Consider the following 18,293-nt stretch of genomic DNA (forward strand, 5'->3'; position numbering starts at 1 on the left):
GTCGTACATTATTCGATGCTTTAGTGCAAAATCCCTTCATCGTTCGACAGGATTTTTTGCAGCAGTGTAATAAATCGTTCTCGATCTTCTTTATTCAATTTTTTAGGCCCTTTGGCATATACGCCTTTTCTTCTTTGTTTGCCGGAAAAATGACGGCCCTCTAGGGCAAAATCAATCATGTCTTCCTTGTAAAGACGACCTCTTTCCGACATAACTGAGACATTTCTGTTCAACAGCAGAGATGCTAATCCGATGTCCTGCGTCACAACAATATCTCCCGGTTTCACGTGATTTGCGATATATAAATCAGCAGCTTCTTTATGAGGATCAACATACTTCCATTTTTCTTCATTGCTTCTGGAAAGCTGATAATGTTCAAATGAAGCGACAAAAAGAACTTGAACTTCATACTCGGATGCTGTTTGTAAAATTTCATCTTTTACCGGACAAGCATCAGCATCGACAAAAATCGTCTTTTCTTGTTCATTAAGAAGAGTAATTCTCCATCCCTCCATTAAACTCCTGCATAAAAGCAAGCAAAATCGCACATCCTTTATTATTGTGGATGTATATGAATTTGTCGAAAAATTTCCGGGAGAAATTCTTGACATCTTACCCATAATAGTTTATTCGTATCACACGATCCTTAAACCTAAAATTAATCATTTTATCACAATTTTTTATTATAATACAAACTTCACAAAGATGCTATTGTTTTTCATTATTCCCTTTTGGCACAGCCAAAAACCCAGGATAGAGCGTCCTGAGTTATATGTTTTTTGTTTTGAGATGATGGATAATATTTGCTGTTTCCTCAACCGCTTTATTTGAAACATCAACAACCTGGCAGCCGATCCGATCCACAATCTTTTCGAAATACTCGAGTTCCTCTTTGATTCTGTTGATATTTGCATAAATCGCTTTATCATTAAGCCCGAGTGATTTTAAACGTTCTTTTCTGATATGATTCAGTTTATCAGGGCTAATCTTTAAACCGATGCATTTTTTCGGATCAACGTTAAAGAGTTCTTCCGGCGGATCAACCTCCGGTACAATCGGAACATTGGCAACCTTCAGGCGTTTGTGTGCGAGATATTGAGACAGCGGTGTTTTAGACGTTCTTGACACGCCGATCAAAACGATATCAGCTTTTAAAATCCCTCTTGGATCACGTCCATCATCGTATTTAACTGCAAACTCGATGGCCTCCACTTTTTTGAAATAATCTTCATCAAGCTGGCGCACCCGCCCCGGTTCGTATTTCGCTGTTAAACCGTAGGCTGTTTCCATTTTATCAATCAACGGGCCGATAATATCATAATATAAAACATTTGCTTTTTCCGCTTCGGCTATCAAATATTCTCTGATTTCCGGCACCACGAGTGTAAAACAGATAATGCCGCCGTCTGCCTTTGCAAGTGAAATCACTTCATTGATAGTGCCTATATCTTCAACATAAGGAATTCTTCTTACATGAGTATCATCCGCCGATCCGTTAAATTGGCTGAGTGCTGCTTTTACTACCAATTCAGCCGTTTCACCGACGGAATCCGATACAACATAGATGATGCGGTTATTCATATTATCCCCCCGTTAGTTTGCAATCTTATAGGATTTCATTTTCAGATAAACTGACAAGTATTTTGGTCATATTTGTTTTTGTCACTCTGCCGATCACTTCAAAGCCTTTATCGGTGTCTTTGATGACAGGCAGTGCATCAATTTGTTTTTCTATTAAGTGCTTTGCAATGTCCATCACATAATCCTCGCGTCTGCACACCGTAATGTTCGGCATCCTTGTCATGATGATGTGAACAGGGACCGATGTAAGCTCCTGCTGGCCAATGCTCGCTCTGAGCAAGTCTTTTCGTGAAAGCACCCCGACTAAAACAGCATCGCGGTCCACCACAAACAGAGTACCTACATCTTCTAAAAACATGGTGCAAATCGCATCGTACACAGAAACGTTTTCGTGAATCACTACGGGGATAGATTGAAAGTCTTTCACCTGAAGCTTTTTGAGTTTATCCGCCAAAAGCTGTGTGCCGGTTTTTCCCGTATAGAAATAACCGACTCTCGGGCGCGCCTCGAGGAATCCTGACATGGTGAGTATGGCTAAATCCGGGCGCAATGTCGCCCTGGTTAGGTTCAGCTTTTCTGCAATATGCTCCCCTGTAATCGGCCCGTTTTCTTTTACAATCTGCAAAATATGTTCTTGCCGTTTATTTAGTTCGATTGTACTCACCACCTTTTCACTTCATAGCTATGTAAAGAAATAATAATCCATATTATAACGTAAATATCTTGTAATCAAACAAAAAACTTATAAATGGGGAAAAGACGATTACCGATCACACAGCAACCGCCTTTTCTCTCTTTATTTTACAATAAGGGCATTCATATTCGCAAAGGACTTGATCTCATCCGCCAAGCTTACCATTTGCGCTAAACGATTTGCCTTTAATGACTCATTATCCGCTATAACCATTGTATGATCGAAGTAAGCATCGATCGGTTCTTTTAAGGCTGCAAGTGAAGCAAGCGCCGCCTCATAATCTTTTTTGCTGAAGTTTTCCTGCAGATTTTGCTTCGCTGTTTGGTAGGCATCAAACAGTTTTGCTTCGTATTCATTTTCAAACAGATCAGGCTGAATGTCTCCGCGGACTCCTTTTTTGCTGATAGAGATCACTCGGCCTAACGCTTCGGCTGTTTCCTTAAAGCCAGGTGCACCAAGCTTTTGCTCCAGTACTTGTGCTTTATGCAGCGCAGAGTACGGCTCAAGCTCAGAGCTTTCCAGCACGGCGTCAATGACATCATGTCTGATTTGTTCAGCATTCAAGACATATTTCAAGCGCTGAGTGAAGAAATCCAGCAGTTCAATTTCTTTATCGGTTTGTACGAAAGTTAGCAGCTCTTCAAATGAAATTCCCCAGTTGCGGTCAAGAAGAATCGCAACAATACCGCTAGCTTGGCGGCGCAGTCCGTAAGGGTCCTGGGAACCGGTCGGAATTACGCCGATAGAGAAGAATGAAGCGATTGTGTCAAGCTTATCCGCCATTGCCACAACAGCTCCGGTGAAAGTAGAAGGCGTTTCTCCGCCCGCTGATCTAGGCATATAATGTTCATTAACTGCCGCCGCCACAGCTTCATCTTCGCCAAGCATTCTCGCATACTTTTCGCCCATAATTCCTTGAAGTTCAGGGAATTCATATATCATATGCGTCACAAGGTCGAATTTAGAAATTTCAGCAGCCCGCTTCACATGTTTTAATGTATCTTCATCAGCCTGAAGACGAACGGCAAGTTTCTCTGCGATTGATGTGACTCTTCTAACCTTATCAGCAAGAGAACCAAGCTCTTCATGGAAAACGATATTTTCAAGCTTCTTCACATTTGCATCAATGTTTAGTTTCTGATCTTCCTTGTAGAAGAATGACGCATCAGATAAACGTGCGCGCAGCACTTTTTCATTGCCTCGGGCCACATTTTCAATCGCGTGGCTGTTGCCGTTTCGGACTGTGATAAAGTGAGGCAGCAGGTCACCGTTTTTGTCTTTGACAGGGAAGTAGCGCTGATGCTCTTTCATTGTTGTGACAAGCACTTCTTCAGGAATTGACAGAAACTCGGATTCAAATGAACCGTAAAGAGCTGTCGGGTATTCTACTAAATGATTCACTTCATCAAGAAGGTCTTCGTCAACTGGAATGCTCCAATTGTTTTCAGCAGCCATTGCTTCCAGCTGAGATTGAATCATTTGCTTTCGGACGCTAGGATCAGCAATAACATGCTGTCCTTTGAGCTGCTCTTCATAAGCTGAAGGTGATTCAATTGACACTTCATGTCCGAGGAAACGATGTCCCTGTGTTGTCCGTCCAGACTCAACGTTTGTGATCGAAAATGGAATGACATCCTGTCCAAATAATGCGACAATCCATTTGATCGGTCGGATATAACGCAAATCTTCATTTCCCCAGCGCATGTTTTTCGGGAAATGCAAGCTTGTAATTAAACCGCTCAATTCTGGCAGAAGCGACTTCGTTTCTTGGCCGGCTTGGAATTTTTGCACGAATACATACTCTATGCCTTTTACTTCTTTGATGTACAGGTCTTCCACATTCGCGCCTTGGCCTTTTGAAAAGCCGATTGCCGCTTTTGTCCAGTTCCCGTCCGCATCAAGGGCAATTTTTTTCGCAGGCCCTTTTGCTTCTTCTTTTATATCATCCTGCTTTTCTGCGACATCCTTAACGAACACAGCAAGACGTCTCGGTGTATTGAAGAGTTTCACTTCACCGTGAGTAATATTTTTTTCTTTAAGCCAGCCTGTCAGCTTGTCGCCAAGCTGAACCATGCTTTCATTCAAAAAGCGCGCCGGCATTTCCTCTAATCCGATCTCTAAAAGTAAATCCTGTTTACTCATGAGAAGAACCCTCCCCTTTAAGCATTGGGAACCCTAGTTTTTCTCGTTCCTCATAGTAGGTTTTTGCTACTTTTCTAGCTAAATTCCGCACTCTTGCGATATAGCCCGTCCGCTCGGTAACAGAGATCGCACCTTTGGCATCAAGCAGGTTGAAAGTGTGCGAGCATTTCAGCACATAGTCATATGCTGGATGAACAAGTCCGTTGTCCATTTGCTTGATCGCTTCTTTTTCATATGTGCTGAACAATTGGAACAGCATATCGACGTCTGATGTTTCAAACGTATAAACAGAATGCTCATATTCAGCCATCATGAATAAATCTTTTACTGTAAACCCTGACGTCCATTCCAAGTCAAACACGTTTTCTTTATCCTGGATATAAGACGCGAGACGCTCAATTCCATACGTAATCTCTACAGAAACGGGTTTACACTCTAATCCCCCGACCTGCTGGAAATACGTAAATTGAGTTATTTCCATTCCGTCAAGCCAAACTTCCCAGCCTAGACCCGCACAGCCTAAAGACGGATTCTCCCAGTTGTCTTCAACAAAGCGAATATCGTGCTCAAGCGGATCAATTCCAAGAGCACGCAAGGAATCCAAATACAGCTCTTGAATGTTATCAGGTGACGGTTTAATAATGACCTGGAACTGATGATGCTGATACAGTCTGTTCGGGTTCTCCCCGTAGCGGCCGTCTGCCGGACGTCTGGAAGGCTCTACATAAGCCACTTTCCACGGCTCAGGACCGATACTGCGCAAAAATGTATACGGGCTCATCGTGCCGGCTCCTTTTTCTACATCGTAAGCCTGCATAAGCACACAGCCCTGACTGGACCAATGCTTTTGCAAGGTTAGAATCATGTCTTGAATATTCATTTCAAGCACCTCCACTTTTCTTTCATCAGTTGACTGCGGCAGCAACCAAAAAACTCCCGTCTCTATGCTTGCCAGCCGCAAACATAGGGACGAGAGTTCTCCCGCGGTTCCACCCTAGTTGCTGAGAACAAAATCCCAGCCTCTTTTTTAAAATTGCTCAAGAATGCCTTTCGTTGCGTGCTCATCCTTAGCTTACACCGCCCTAAGGTCGCTTTCATGAGGTAAACGCAAGTACTTCTTTCTCTCACTGCAACATATTTTATAATAAATGATCATATAAAAAGATGGACCAAAAGTCAACTTTTGTTTTCACCCATAAGATGTTTCATGCTTTCCATTTGATCTAAAAAGCGCTTTGATTTTAAATACAATCCCGAATATTCTTCGTAATATAAATCAATCACTTGCTTTAATTCAGCTTTTGTTTCCTCTTTTAAGGACACATTGCCGAGCCTCGACAGATCAAAATAGTAAAAGAGTCTTAACAGCCTTGCCGTTTGCGGTTTGATCGGTATCCTGTAAGGATCTTTTTCAAAACAGCGGTGGCATATAAAACCATTATCACGAACAGAGAAATGAAAGGTTCCGTCTTGGCTTTTACAATGTACACAATGATTTAGCTCAGGATACAGGCCCATGACACCGAGCATCTTCATTTGAACAATGAAGGTGATAACATCCGGATCTGTTCCTTCATTCAGCTGTTTTAATGACTCTAATATGAATTCAAATAAATAAGGATTTGGCTTTTTTTCTTCTGTGCCTCTGTCGACTAACTCAGCAATATAGGCAGCATATGCTGTTAAAAACAAGTCTTCCCTGATGCCTCTCATGCTGAGGATCATTTCCCCCTGCTGAAGCGTTCCGAGGCCCGATGTTTTTTGCATTAAGAAAGAACCATACAAAAAGGGCTGGCTGACTGCTGATAAACGGCTGTTCGGTTTTTTGGCGCCTCGTGCCATAACACCTATTTTTCCGTGTTCTCTTGTCAGTAAAGTTACGATTTTATTCGTCTCTCCGTAATCATTTGTGCGAAGAACGATTCCTTCACATTTTGTCAGCATTTCCGCACCTTCCTCAAGCAGGAGCGGCCAAGAGGTTTATAAAATTGGATAATCAAATCGGGCTAGCTCATCTTCTAGTTCTTCGGGTCTTTCCATGTTCTCTTTTTCCAGTTCTTTAAAAAGAAGATACGTATCAACATTTCCTGTTTGAGAAAATACGTTCCAGGTAAAATTCAACACAAGAAACCCACCTTTCTGTAGTTAAACTAGCTTACCTAAACTCCAAATTCTTACCTTTATCTTGACCAGATGTCCTCCATTTCATGTTAAACAAAATTTGCTAATGTATCCCTGTTCCTGTGAGATAATGACACACACAGCTAGAGATTAATATTCGTCCTCTTTAAAGCCAAAATCGCGAAGCTGGGACATTTTATTACGCCAGTCTTTCTGCACTTTCACCCACAATTCAAGGTAGACACGGGAGCCCAACAGTGCTTCAATATCCGCTCTCGCTCTTTTTCCAACCTCTTTTAGAAGGCTTCCTTTTTTACCGATCACGATGCCTTTCTGGGAATCCCGCTCGACCACAATCGTTGCCGCTACGTGCACAGAACCGTTGTCCTGCCCTTTGATGGATTCGATGGCCACCGCAATGCTGTGCGGGATTTCTTCTCTCGTCAAATGCAGCACCTTTTCCCTGATTAATTCAGAAATGATAAATCGCTCAGGGTGGTCAGTTACCTGGTCACTCGGATAGAATTGCGGCCCTTCCGGCAAATACGCTTCAATCTGAGCGAGCAAGGTTTCGATGTTATTTCCTTCTAAAGCAGAAATCGGAACAATTTCCTTAAAAGGATAACGTTTGCGGTATTCGTCAATTAGCAGAAGCAATTGGTCGGGATGAATTTTATCGATTTTGTTTACGATTAAGAATACAGGCGTAGACATCGTCTGCAATTTCTCAATGATGAATTCGTCGCCCTTCCCGTAGCCTTCCTCAGCATTGATCATAAACAAGATCAAATCGACTTCTTTTAATGTATTTTGCGCCACTTTCATCATAAAGTCCCCAAGCTTATGCTTAGGTTTATGAATCCCTGGTGTGTCAATAAAAATGGTTTGTGATGTGCCTGTCGTCAGTACTCCTTGCACCTTGTTTCTCGTCGTTTGGGGCTTATCGCTCATGATCGCGATTTTTTGTCCAATGACTCTGTTCAAAAATGTAGATTTTCCTACGTTTGGTCTTCCAATAATGGATACAAATCCTGATTTAAAGCTTTCGTTCGTCATGTAAATCCTCCGATGAAAATGCGCCTGGCAATAATTCTTCCACAGTCATTTCTTTTATTTGTCCTTGTAAATTAGTCAGTACGACAATAACGTCTTTTGTGCAAAGCTCAGAAATCACCTGGCGGCAGGCTCCGCACGGAGATACCGGTCCAGGGGTGTCAGCCGCAACGGCCAGCATCTGAAACTCTGTATCCCCTTCAGAAACAGCTTTAAATAAAGCGGTACGCTCGGCGCAATTGCACATGCTGTATGCCGCGTTCTCAATGTTGCAGCCTCTGTACACTTTTCCATCCTTGGTAAGAAGAGCGGCTCCTACTTGGAATTTGGAATACGGCGCATATGCCATATCACGCGCTTTTAAAGCTTCTGTTATTAATTCTTGTCTGTTCATGTGTACATTCCTCTCTTACCTATAATGGTACCGCTATCACTTTATATTTTACATAATCGCGCGCTTTTTTTCACGCCCATTTCTAAAAATGTAAAATAAATGTAAGAATTTTCAGCCATTACAGCTTTGGCAAAAAAATAAGTAAACCAATGATACACGAAATCACGGCAAAAACGCAAACAGCCCCGGCGGCAGCGTCCTTGGCCGCTTTAGCAAGAGGGTGATGTTTGTCAGTTATTAAATCAACCGTATGTTCAATGGCTGTATTTAAAAGCTCAAGCGAAAACATACCGCCTATCAAAAGGAATATAATCATCCACTCAATCATGCTGAGCTCTACAAGGAAGCCGCAAATGAGAACAGCACAGGCGGCTGCGGCATGAAATTGGAAATTCCGCTCCGTCCGCGCTGTTTCCCAGATGCCCCGGCCTGCATGCACGAAGCTTTTGAAGAATCGCTTCAGCTCATTTCTATGATCTTTTGAGTCCATAAGCGTCCAGCAATTCCTTTTGCTTAGTAAACATCTCCTCTTCTTCCTCTTTCGTCATATGGTCATATCCTAAAAGGTGCAGAAATCCGTGTACAGCTAGAAATCCGAGCTCTCTTTTAAAAGAATGATTATACTCCTCTGCCTGCTCTCTTGTGCGATCGGCACTGATGATAATATCACCTAAAACCGGAGGCATTTCGGCGCCCACGATTTCGATCTCGCCTTCCCCCTCTTCTTCAAGAGCAAATGAGATGACATCTGTCGGAGCATCCTTTCCCCGGTATTCTTTGTTAATCTGATGTATGTCATCATTGGAAACAATCGTGACAGAAACTTCAGCCTGATCCTGAACGCCTTCACGCTCAGCGGCAAATTGAAGCAGATTTTCTACTTCTTTGAGCATCTCTTCTGAGACGCTTCCCGTTTCATCAACGATATCAATCAGTAAACTCATCTATTTCACCTTCTTAGTAGCCTCCGGATATTCAATCCGGGAGTGGAAAATTCCTTTTAATGTTGCACAGAGCGTTTTTGCGATTGTATCCAGCTCTTTAAATGTCAAATCGCATTCACTGAACTGTCCGTCCTGAAGCTTATCGGATATAATACCCCGGACAAGCTTTTCAATTCGTTCAGGATTTGGATTATGCATGGATCTGACGGCCGCTTCAACACTGTCGGCCACTGATATAATTGCGGCTTCCTTTGACTGCGGCTTCGGCCCCGGATAACGGAACTCTTCCTCTGTAATCTGGTCGCCTTTTTCCTTCGCTTTATAGTAAAAAAACTTTAAAAGCGAGGTTCCATGATGCTGCTCAGCAATATCGACAAGCTCTTTCGGAAATTTATAGCTTCTCAGCATATTCGCACCGTCTGTCGTATGCGAGATAATAATATTTTTACTTAACTGAGGTGACAGCTTGTCATGCGGATTGTCAATATTCATTTGGTTTTCAATAAAATATTGCGGGCGCTTTGTTTTTCCGAGATCGTGATAATATGCGCCGACTCTTGCAAGCAAACCATTAGCCCCAACCGCTTCACAGGCTGCCTCTGATAAATTGGCAACCATTACACTGTGATGATATGTACCTGGTGTTTCTGTCAGTATTTTGCGCAATAGCGGATGGTTAGGATTAGACAGCTCGAGCAGCCTCATGGTGGATAAAATGCCAAAGCCCGTCTCAAAAAACGGCATCAGGCCGATGATCAATACAGATGAAGCAAACCCCGACACAACCCCCATGAGCATTAACGTGCCGATTTCAAGACCCGACAGCGCAGTGTTCTGGATCAATAATAAGGATAGAACGACAACCATATTAATAAACGCCACGAAAAGTCCGGTCTGCAAAATCTTTGATCTTGCATTGTGTTTTCCTAAAAATAATACACCTGAAATGCCGCTGATCAAATAATAAATCCCTATGACATAATTGAATGTTCCTGTCACACCCTGATTAAACATCATACTTCCGCAAATCGCAAGAATGATACTTCCCAAAATGGCAATGCGTTCATTCATCAGCAGTTTGATTAAGATGGCGCCGGCCGCAATGGGGACCAGATAGCCGATATTATTATACTCCATCTTCTGAAACAAACTGACAACCTCCATGATCACAAGCAAAAGTGTTGTGATTATGGAGAATAACAGAATGGATTGGTTTTTAAACTTCAGATTTTGTTTCTGTTTTTCAAAATAATATACAAGTGTTGCAATGAAAAGTCCGATCATAATCAATAGCCCGCTGATCGGTTTAAAGAGATTTGAGTTATTTAATAACCCGGTCAGCTCAAGTTTTCTGTACACTTCCCGATCAATGAGGTCATTTTCTTCCACGAGCACTTGCCCCTGTTTGATTTGAACCTGCTGGACATTATCTGAGGCTTCCTGCCGTTTTGCCTCTGTTGCTTTCGGATCGAAGACGTAATTCGGAATAATAGCAAAACGCCCGATTTCTGTCGCAGCTCCCAAGTATTTAGAAGGAATAGAATTGCTTTTTAGCTCTTTTTCTACCTTATCCTTTGCATCAGATAGTTTATCCGAGGGGATTTCACTGCTCATGACCGTATTTACTGCGGTAATGACCGTATCTCTGACAAAAGAAAAGTCTTCACTGTCTGCTTTCAGCAATGTCTTGATGGAATCCTCCGATATAGAATCATTCACATCTGATGTCAATTTGTCCTTTACAGATTTGACCATTGATTTTTCCGATGGTGATTTACTGCCTTCTTCCGATGATTTTTTCACTTCACTAATACTGTCGAATATTGATGACACAAGGTCAATCCGATTGTCTGTATATTCTTTTTTTAATGTATATTGATCTTCAACCGCGTCCTCAGCGGCTTGCTTTTTTTCCTCTGTGGCTTTTTGATCTTCTACGGTTGCCGGAGCGTAAATGGTCTTGTCGCTGACTGAAAACAGGTCTAAATCAAGTGTTTCCGGCTTAACATGTACAAAAAGCAAAGCAAACATAATGGCAGCCAGCAGAAGATACAGCAGTACATGCATGGAGCGGGCATTTTTAAAACTGCTCCATTTTTTTGAGCTGCTTTTGGTCTTAGCCTTCTTTTTCAACACAAGAACCTCCTCTTGAAACATCAAGCCCATAAGCAATCATAAAAATGACCCGATAACGCGCGATCGGGTCATTCAGCATTAATTTTGCTTATCGTATGCTTCAATAATTTTCGCAACAAGCGGATGTCTGACCACGTCTGTCTGGTCTAGCTCAATCATAGAAATGCCGTCTATTCCTTTCAGCATCTCCTTCGCTACTGCAAGTCCCGATTTGACGCCTTTCGGCAGATCAATTTGGCTGACGTCACCTGTAATGATCATTTTAGAGCCAAAACCCAGTCTCGTCAAAAACATTTTCATTTGAGCAGGCGTGGTATTCTGTGCTTCATCAAGTATAACATAAGCATCATCGAGCGTCCGCCCCCTCATATATGCGAGCGGAGCAATTTCAATGATGCCTCTTTCCATCAGACGTTCTGTATGATCTGCCCCAAGCACATCATGGAGAGCGTCATACAGCGGGCGCAAATAAGGATCTACTTTTTCTTTTAGGTCACCTGGGAGAAAACCAAGGCTTTCACCGGCTTCCACGGCAGGTCTTGTTAAAATGATTTTTTTGATATGTCCGTTTTTTAAAGCATGGACTGCTTTTACGACAGCCAGGTACGTTTTCCCGGTTCCCGCCGGACCAATGCCGAATACAAGGTCATTCCGCTTCATAGCGGCCACGTATTCCCGCTGTCCCATTGTTTTTACACGGATTGATTTGCCTTTTGCGTTTTTTGTAATTTCTTCTTCATACATGCTTTCAAAGTATTCAAGTTCATTCTTCTTTGCCATTTTGATGGCGTAAATCACATCACGTTCAGAGATCTCTATCCCCTTGCGAATTAAAGCGAGGAGCGATCCCAGCAGCCTGTCTGCAATCTGAAACGATTCATCATCGCCTGAAACATAAATCGTCTCGCCGCGCGTAATGATATTTACATTCAGATCTTTCTCCATCAATTTCAAAAAAGAATCTTGGTTCCCGAAGAGTGAAAGCGCCTCGTCCGGGTTTTTCAGTTTTTGATTCATCGCAAGTAAATGTTCTGTCATTCTTCAGTCTCCCTGACAATAGGTGTGGTTTGAACGATATCTTCTATAACTTGGTAGAGAATAATCAACTTTACTTTACCATTCTCAACAGTCTGGTGCAAAACTTTTTCACTTTTCACCTCGCCGTTTTCGCCTATTTTATCCTCTACATCCTGTTTACCCAATTTAATGCCTTCTTGAACTGCTTCTTTTTTTGTATATTTTCGCAAAGCCTCTTCACTTTCTCTCGTTTGCTCTTTGACATAGGATACAGGGAGCTTAAATCCGAGAAAATGAAGCGAATGTTTTTCTTGTTCTGTTTTTGGATGCTTCAATTCCTCTTTTTTAAACGTCATCCCCCAGATCGGGATTGCCAAAGAACCAAAAGAAAGCTTGTGCTTTGTCCTTACTTTGCCCGTATAGACGTTAAATAATGTTTCAAGCGGGACTGTCACTTCTGATCTATACCAGGTTTCTCCGTAAATTTCTGCTTTTGAGGCAACTTCCTGCTGATGGTCTTCGCTGCCGATCAGTCCCGAAACAAGCAGCTGCCCCTTTTCAACATGATCGTGTATGGCGGCCATGGGCTGTCCTTTTTGCACAAACATTCTCGTAATGGTTGCTTTCTTTTTGGCGACAATATTGCGCGGGCTAACATACTTTTCTTTTTCGGGCTCATTTTTCTCCACAACTTTCATGTGAATGGTCGTCCCCTTCAGATCAACTCCGACCCAAGTGATATTGTCTATTCCATTGGTTAATGATTTCTGTATTTTTTCGGGCGACATCATTAAAAACTGCAGACGGCCCTTTTTGACGCCGATTTCATTAAGATGCTGCCTCATTTGATGTTCTGTTTCAGGCTTAGCGCCTGTCACATCAATTTTCCACACCATATTGGACAGCAAAAACAAAAGGATGAAAAAAATCGCAAAACCGATCGTAAACCCTATATTCAGCTTTGATTTCAGCAACAGGAAGGGAAAACCCTTCCGATTGATAAATCGGGCTTTACATTTAAATTTACTTCTCACCCGCCGAAAGGCATGTACATCCTGAAGCTGTATATATAACGATACGGCTTCTTTCTTTTTTTTGACATGAAAGACCGGAATCCCCTGTCTTGTGCATTCATTAAGGAGCCGCTCAATCCCTCTTCCCGTCAATTCAAGCTGGACCTTACCCGAAAAAAAAGACAGCCATTTATTTTTCACAACATTTCCCCCTCGGCTTTATGACTCAACATATCGAACGACATCAATCGTACCCTCCAAAAGTATCTCTTCCGGAAGAATCGCCTTGATGACAAAATTTTTACCAGATATGATGCACTGGCCCTGCTTCAGCATCAGCCGCACTTCATTCTCACTGAAAAGCAAAAGGCCTCTGTGGTTTTCTATGTAGATATGAAGTCTGCCAACCATTGTAATCCTCGGCAGATCCATCATAACGTCCGGGGGAATTTCCAATGCTCTTGTCAGCCAAGCTTTCATACGATTCTTTCTTTGCCCCATACAAAAAGAACCCCCTTTCATCTCATATGTATGATTTGAAAGGAGGTTCTAACACTTTAATTTTTACGGGCCGGGCGCATCGTACGGTGAGGTTTTTTCGCCCGTGGAGGTCCGAACACCTCTCCTAGAACGATCCCCTGTACGACGGTGTCTTTATTCACCTGAAGCATTTTTTGTTTTGTGTATACTGTTTTTTGTTTGGCAGCAGCAAGATCTCGTTCCAGCCCTTTCAGGTTTCTTGCTGTTTCCCTGCGTCTTTCTTCCGCTTCCCGTCTTGCCTGTTCCATACGGTTAGGGATAGGTGCAGGGGCATCTTCTTTTGACTGCTTTTTTTGAGGAGAAGCAGATTGCATGTGTTGAGGTTTTTTACTTTTTTGGCTGTTTTGCTTTTCTTCTTTGCTCTTTTTGCCGAAAATCGCAGAAATGATTCCGATGATCGCTGCAATAATAAGCGGATTGGTCAGTAAATCTTCCATCAGCGTTCTCCCTTCTTAGAGAGATTATGATTTGCGGTCTTCATCCGAAGGGTCTTTCGTCAGCTTGCCGAATGAATCACGCATTTCTGTGTCAGCATCGATGTTCTTGATATTCATGTAATCCATGACGCCAATATTCCCTTCACGCAAAGCTTCTGCCATCGCAAGCGGCACTTCCGCCTCGGCTTCTACCACTTTCGCGCGCATTTCTTCTACGCGGGCACGCATTTCCTGTTCTTGAGCGACAGCCATCGCACGTCGTTCTTCCGCTTTTGCCTGCGCGATGTTTTTATCAGCCTCGGCCTGATCGGTTTGTAAAATTGCACCGATGTTTTTGCCGATATCTACATCTGCAATATCAATTGAGAGAATTTCAAACGCAGTTCCTGAGTCCAATCCTTTTCCAAGGACTGTCTGAGAAATCATGTCAGGGTTTTCAAGCACTTTTTTATGATTGCCAGATGAACCGATTGTAGAAACGATCCCCTCACCTACACGAGCTACAATGGTTTCTTCTCCTGCTCCCCCGACGAGGCGCTCGATATTCGCTCTTACTGTGATTCTCGCTTTCGCTTTCACTTCAATCCCGTCCATTGCGACACCGGCAATGAACGGTGTTTCAATCACCTTAGGATTAACGCTCATTTGAACAGCTTCCAACACGTCCCGGCCTGCAAGATCAATGGCAGCACAGCGCTCGAATGTGAGTTCAATGTTAGCTCGCTGAGCGGCGATAAGCGCGTTGACGACTCTGTCAACATTACCTCCAGCCAGGTAGTGGCTTTCAAGCTGGTTTGTTCCAACATTAAGTCCCGCTTTATGGGCTTTAATCAGCGGGTTAACAACCCGATTCGGAATGACACGGCGAAGCCTCATCCCAACTAGAGTGAAAATGCTGATTTTCACTCCGGCTGCCAAAGCTGAAATCCAAAGCATTACAGGCACAAATGTAAAAAATACTGCCAAAACAATGATCGCTACTGCGACAATTGCCAGAATCATAAGTGTTGACGGATCCATATAACTTCTCCTCGTTTCTATTTAAATTTCTCTCACGACAATGCGTGAGCCTTCTACTTTAATCACTTTTACTTTTTTATCTTTTTCTGTAAACGATCCCTCCGAAACAACGTCAAGGCGTTCATCATCAATAATCACGGTACCGGAAGGACGCAGCGGTGTAAAGGTTATACCCACTTTTCCCATTAAGTCCGTGCGCGTTTGATTTGAAACGTAGCCGCTCTCCGTGTTTGTAGAATCATTTAATATCAATTTCTTAAAGAATTTCATACGCTTTCCCAACACCCTTGTCAGTAAAATAAAAGCTGTAATCGAAACAGCTGAGGCGATCAAGAGAGAAACCGCCATGACAGTGAAGCTCCCCGCGGCTAAAAACAGGCTCGCAATAATCGCTCCCAAGCCCAGTAATCCAATGATTCCTCCGGGAAGAAAAATCTCAAGCAGAATGAGAATCACCCCTGCTATAAAGAGGAGAACCGTCTCATACCCGGCAAGGCCGGCTGCAAGATGCCCGTAAAAGAACAGCAATAACGCAATGAGTCCAGCCGTTCCAGGGAGGCCGACACCCGGGGAAAAAAGCTCCACCGTCAGACCTAAAAAAGCGATTGTCAGCAGAATAGGGACAATGACCGGATTCGTCAGCCATCTTGCCGTCTTTTCCGCAAAGCTCTCCTTTGCATAGCTGATCTGCGCCTTTTCGAACCCAAGCTTCTTTACGAGCGTGGACAAATTGTCAGCAGTGCCTTCTGAATAGCCTACCTCAATTGCCTTGTCTGCGTTAAGTGTCAGCAGATCTCCCTTAGGCGCGCCGACTTCCTTGGCATCTATATCTGGGTCAGCCATTGCGAGCGCATATTTTGGATCGCGGTTATTTTTCACTGCGGCATCTTCCATCTCTGCCAGCCAAAGTGATTGAGCTTTTTGGTCAGCGGCATTGCCTTGGCCATCAACAATCGCGGCGGCTCCCATTTTTCCGCCAGGCGCCATATAAATGTGATCTGCTTGAAGTGCAATATATGCACCAGCAGACAACGCGCGTTTGTTGACATATGCAGTTACGGGGATCTCTCTTTCGGTTATCAAATCGGCCATATCAATAGCAGATTTGACCAATCCCCCCGGGGTATTGATATCAAGAATAATATGGTCTGCATGTGCATCCTTTGCGTCTTGTAACGAACGGGACAAATACGAGGCGAGACCCTGTTCGACATTTTTTTCAACTGGGATCACATAAACAGTTTGTTTTTCTGCTTTTGCGTTCAGCTGTACGCCTAATAAAGAAAGCAAAAATATACCCAAAAGAGCAGCACGGAATCCTTTGATTTGAAGCAAGGGCGGTGTATCCCTCCTTCCTTTTATAATAAGTGCCTTCTCTTCATACGTAACAAATGTATCAAAGGTTTCATTTTTTTATGTATAAAAAAAGACATCTCTCTTAGAAAGATGTCCTTTTCTTTGCCATTTAAGACAGTTGACTGCTCACAAGTTTATTAATTAAACTTCCGTCAGCTTTACCTTTTACTTTAGGCATAATTGCCCCCATCACTTTGCCCATGTCCGCTTTTGAGCTCGCACCGACCTCCGCGATGGTTTCATTTACGATTGTACGCAGCTCTTCTTCTGACAGCTGCTCAGGTAAATAAACTTCTAAAATGTCCAGCTCTTTTTGAACTTTATCTACTAAATCTAAACGATTAGCGTTTGAAAATTCCTGGAGGGAGTCTTTACGTTGCTTAAGTTCACGAGAAAGGACAGTGAGTTCCTCATCCTCGGTCAAACTGTCTTTCTTAAGCTTAATTGCTTCATTTTGAAGTGAAGCCTTAACCATTCGAACGACAGTCAGTTTGTCTTTCTCACGGTTTTTCATATACAGCTTCATATCCTGGTTGAGACGCTCAAGAAGACTCATAAATCCACCCTCTTTTAGAATTTGCGTTTTCTAGCAGCTTCAGACTTTTTCTTGCGCTTTACGCTAGGTTTTTCATAAAATTCACGCTTTCTTGCTTCTTGCAAAGTACCTGTCTTTGATACACTGCGTTTGAAGCGACGAAGAGCATCTTCAAGCGATTCGTTTTTTCTAACGACCGTTTTTGACATTCTCTTTCCCTCCCTCCGAATACACCAATCGACTACCTTTAAGTTACACATATAAACATGTACTTTGACATTATAATATAAGCCATCAGTCAGGTCAACTAAGTGAGTTCACTTTTCCGTCATGAGTGCGACTGCCTGTCTATATAATGAAAGAAAGGGGTTGGTGAATAGGATGTTAATTCTGATTAGCTTTACTGCTCTTATATTATTCTTTCTCGCAGGCATGAACATGCTTCGAAAGGGCTTAATTTCAATGGCGTACTCAAAAATTGAAGAACGTTTGCTTTTATTTACAGACCATCCGTTAAAAGCGTTTCTTATCAGCATTGTATTTACAGGGATACTTCAGAGCAGCTCAGCCTTTATGGTCATTGTCATCGGCTTTGTAAGTGCGGGCGTTCTTTCTTTTAAGCGGACGATACCGATGATTCTCGGAACAAACGTTGGGTCTACCTTTACAACTGAATTTATTGCTATCAAAATGGATATTTTGATTTGGGTTCTTTTAATAGGAGGTTTATTGTTTTTTCTGACTGGCAGGTATCCTTTGAAACAGCTGGGAACAAGCTTCCTTGGACTGGGCATCATCTTCTATTGCATCAGCGGATTCAGCCATCTTGCCGGGCCGCTGACAAAGCTGAAAACGGGCGCCGACGTTCTATACCATGTTAACGATTCAAACTGGTCCGCTTTGCTCATCGGGATGGTGTTAACTGCCATCATTCACTCCAGTTCTGTCTGTATCGGCATTTTGATGAGTTTTATGAATGAAGGGATTATCGGACTGACACAGGCGATGAGCGTCGTACTCGGATCAAATATCGGGACATGCATTACAGCTGTCATGGCTGCTGTATCCGGCGGATATGCGGCGAAACAGACAGCGTATGCCCATGTGGTATTTAACGTGCTAGGGGTCGCTCTAGTATTGCCTTTTCTGACCGCAGCGACCGGCTTTGTAGAACAGTTATCACCTGATCCTGCCCAAAGGATTGCTCATTTCAGCCTTTTATTTAATGTGGTTACAGCTCTTTTGTTTCTTCCGCTTACAAACTTGTTTTACCGATTGATTCACCTTCTTATCCCGGCTAAATAAAAAAC

21 protein-coding genes and 1 other annotated feature are annotated in these 18,293 nt (G+C 42.9%); of the genes, 1 reads left to right on the forward strand and 20 read right to left on the reverse strand.

Going from position 1 to position 18,293, the window contains the following annotated elements; all coding sequences use genetic code 11:
- Nucleotides 1–20: 20 nt before the first annotated feature.
- The 20 genes from MKY50_RS12890 to rpsU form a co-directional block, all read right to left on the reverse strand.
- The gene (locus tag MKY50_RS12890) at nt 21–515 is read right to left on the reverse strand and encodes a YaiI/YqxD family protein (protein WP_341116779.1); all 495 of its coding nucleotides are present in this window, start codon (nt 513–515) and stop codon (nt 21–23) included.
- Between the two features lie 253 nt (nt 516–768).
- The gene (locus tag MKY50_RS12895) at nt 769–1,581 is read right to left on the reverse strand and encodes a pyruvate, water dikinase regulatory protein (RefSeq protein WP_003230064.1); all 813 of its coding nucleotides are present in this window, start codon (nt 1,579–1,581) and stop codon (nt 769–771) included.
- 25 nt (nt 1,582–1,606) lie between these two features.
- A complete protein-coding gene (ccpN, locus tag MKY50_RS12900; RefSeq protein ID WP_003237058.1) occupies nt 1,607–2,245 on the reverse strand; it encodes a transcriptional regulator CcpN in 639 nt (212 codons plus the stop codon).
- Nucleotides 2,246–2,377: 132 nt separating this feature from the next.
- Nucleotides 2,378–4,417, reverse strand: a complete 2,040-nt coding sequence (glyS, locus tag MKY50_RS12905) for a glycine--tRNA ligase subunit beta (RefSeq protein WP_043857834.1) — start codon at nt 4,415–4,417, stop codon at nt 2,378–2,380.
- Complete coding sequence (gene glyQ, locus MKY50_RS12910; protein WP_003226213.1) at nt 4,410–5,297, reverse strand: glycine--tRNA ligase subunit alpha; 888 nt, start codon at nt 5,295–5,297, stop codon at nt 4,410–4,412. The genes glyS and glyQ overlap by 8 nt, the downstream gene beginning before the upstream one ends.
- Nucleotides 5,298–5,379: 82 nt before the next feature.
- Nucleotides 5,380–5,554 (reverse strand) — a binding site (T-box leader).
- Nucleotides 5,555–5,593: 39 nt separating this feature from the next.
- Nucleotides 5,594–6,361: a DNA repair protein RecO gene (gene recO, locus MKY50_RS12915; protein WP_014477369.1), complete on the reverse strand. Its 768-nt coding sequence runs from the start codon at nt 6,359–6,361 to the stop codon at nt 5,594–5,596.
- Nucleotides 6,362–6,397: 36 nt separating this feature from the next.
- On the reverse strand, nt 6,398–6,541 hold the full coding sequence (locus tag MKY50_RS12920; protein WP_003230053.1) for a YqzL family protein: 144 nt from the start codon (nt 6,539–6,541) through the stop codon (nt 6,398–6,400).
- A gap of 147 nt (nt 6,542–6,688) precedes the next feature.
- Nucleotides 6,689–7,594 carry a GTPase Era gene (gene era / locus MKY50_RS12925; RefSeq protein ID WP_003230051.1) on the reverse strand — a complete coding sequence of 302 codons (906 nt, stop codon included), beginning with the start codon at nt 7,592–7,594 and terminating at the stop codon, nt 6,689–6,691.
- Nucleotides 7,575–7,985: a cytidine deaminase gene (locus MKY50_RS12930; protein WP_003230049.1), complete on the reverse strand. Its 411-nt coding sequence runs from the start codon at nt 7,983–7,985 to the stop codon at nt 7,575–7,577. The genes era and MKY50_RS12930 overlap by 20 nt, the downstream gene beginning before the upstream one ends.
- 118 nt (nt 7,986–8,103) lie before the next feature.
- On the reverse strand, nt 8,104–8,475 hold the full coding sequence (locus MKY50_RS12935) for a diacylglycerol kinase family protein (protein WP_015384119.1): 372 nt from the start codon (nt 8,473–8,475) through the stop codon (nt 8,104–8,106).
- Nucleotides 8,456–8,929 carry an rRNA maturation RNase YbeY gene (gene ybeY / locus MKY50_RS12940; RefSeq protein WP_003230039.1) on the reverse strand — a complete coding sequence of 158 codons (474 nt, stop codon included), beginning with the start codon at nt 8,927–8,929 and terminating at the stop codon, nt 8,456–8,458. The genes MKY50_RS12935 and ybeY overlap by 20 nt, the downstream gene beginning before the upstream one ends.
- Nucleotides 8,930–11,065 carry a cyclic-di-AMP phosphodiesterase PgpH gene (pgpH, locus tag MKY50_RS12945; RefSeq protein ID WP_010886570.1) on the reverse strand — a complete coding sequence of 712 codons (2,136 nt, stop codon included), beginning with the start codon at nt 11,063–11,065 and terminating at the stop codon, nt 8,930–8,932.
- A 78-nt stretch (nt 11,066–11,143) separates the two neighbouring features.
- Entirely contained in the window at nt 11,144–12,103 is a 960-nt protein-coding gene (locus MKY50_RS12950) for a PhoH family protein (protein WP_014477373.1), read from the reverse strand.
- Nucleotides 12,100–13,296 carry a sporulation protein YqfD gene (gene yqfD / locus MKY50_RS12955; RefSeq protein WP_339232213.1) on the reverse strand — a complete coding sequence of 399 codons (1,197 nt, stop codon included), beginning with the start codon at nt 13,294–13,296 and terminating at the stop codon, nt 12,100–12,102. Before yqfD ends, MKY50_RS12950 begins: the two co-directional genes overlap by 4 nt.
- An 18-nt stretch (nt 13,297–13,314) precedes the next feature.
- On the reverse strand, nt 13,315–13,596 hold the full coding sequence (gene yqfC, locus MKY50_RS12960) for a sporulation protein YqfC (RefSeq protein WP_003226191.1): 282 nt from the start codon (nt 13,594–13,596) through the stop codon (nt 13,315–13,317).
- A gap of 56 nt (nt 13,597–13,652) precedes the next feature.
- The gene (locus tag MKY50_RS12965; protein WP_032722132.1) at nt 13,653–14,072 is read right to left on the reverse strand and encodes a hypothetical protein; all 420 of its coding nucleotides are present in this window, start codon (nt 14,070–14,072) and stop codon (nt 13,653–13,655) included.
- Nucleotides 14,073–14,096: 24 nt separating this feature from the next.
- Entirely contained in the window at nt 14,097–15,092 is a 996-nt protein-coding gene (gene floA, locus MKY50_RS12970; protein ID WP_014477375.1) for a flotillin-like protein FloA, read from the reverse strand.
- A gap of 21 nt (nt 15,093–15,113) precedes the next feature.
- On the reverse strand, nt 15,114–16,427 hold the full coding sequence (locus tag MKY50_RS12975) for an NfeD family protein (RefSeq protein ID WP_341116782.1): 1,314 nt from the start codon (nt 16,425–16,427) through the stop codon (nt 15,114–15,116).
- A 130-nt stretch (nt 16,428–16,557) separates the two neighbouring features.
- Nucleotides 16,558–17,004 carry a GatB/YqeY domain-containing protein gene (locus MKY50_RS12980; RefSeq protein ID WP_003230022.1) on the reverse strand — a complete coding sequence of 149 codons (447 nt, stop codon included), beginning with the start codon at nt 17,002–17,004 and terminating at the stop codon, nt 16,558–16,560.
- A gap of 14 nt (nt 17,005–17,018) precedes the next feature.
- Entirely contained in the window at nt 17,019–17,192 is a 174-nt protein-coding gene (rpsU, locus tag MKY50_RS12985; protein WP_003152957.1) for a 30S ribosomal protein S21, read from the reverse strand.
- A gap of 172 nt (nt 17,193–17,364) precedes the next feature.
- Here rpsU and MKY50_RS12990 point away from each other — a divergent pair, with 172 nt between their 5' ends.
- Nucleotides 17,365–18,288: a Na/Pi symporter gene (locus MKY50_RS12990; protein WP_029317893.1), complete on the forward strand. Its 924-nt coding sequence runs from the start codon at nt 17,365–17,367 to the stop codon at nt 18,286–18,288.
- The last annotated feature ends 5 nt before the right edge of the window (nt 18,289–18,293 follow it).

It is taken from the genome of Bacillus sp. FSL R7-0685 (assembly GCF_038002425.1).
In the GTDB taxonomy this organism is placed as follows: Bacteria; Bacillota; Bacilli; order Bacillales; family Bacillaceae; genus Bacillus; species Bacillus subtilis.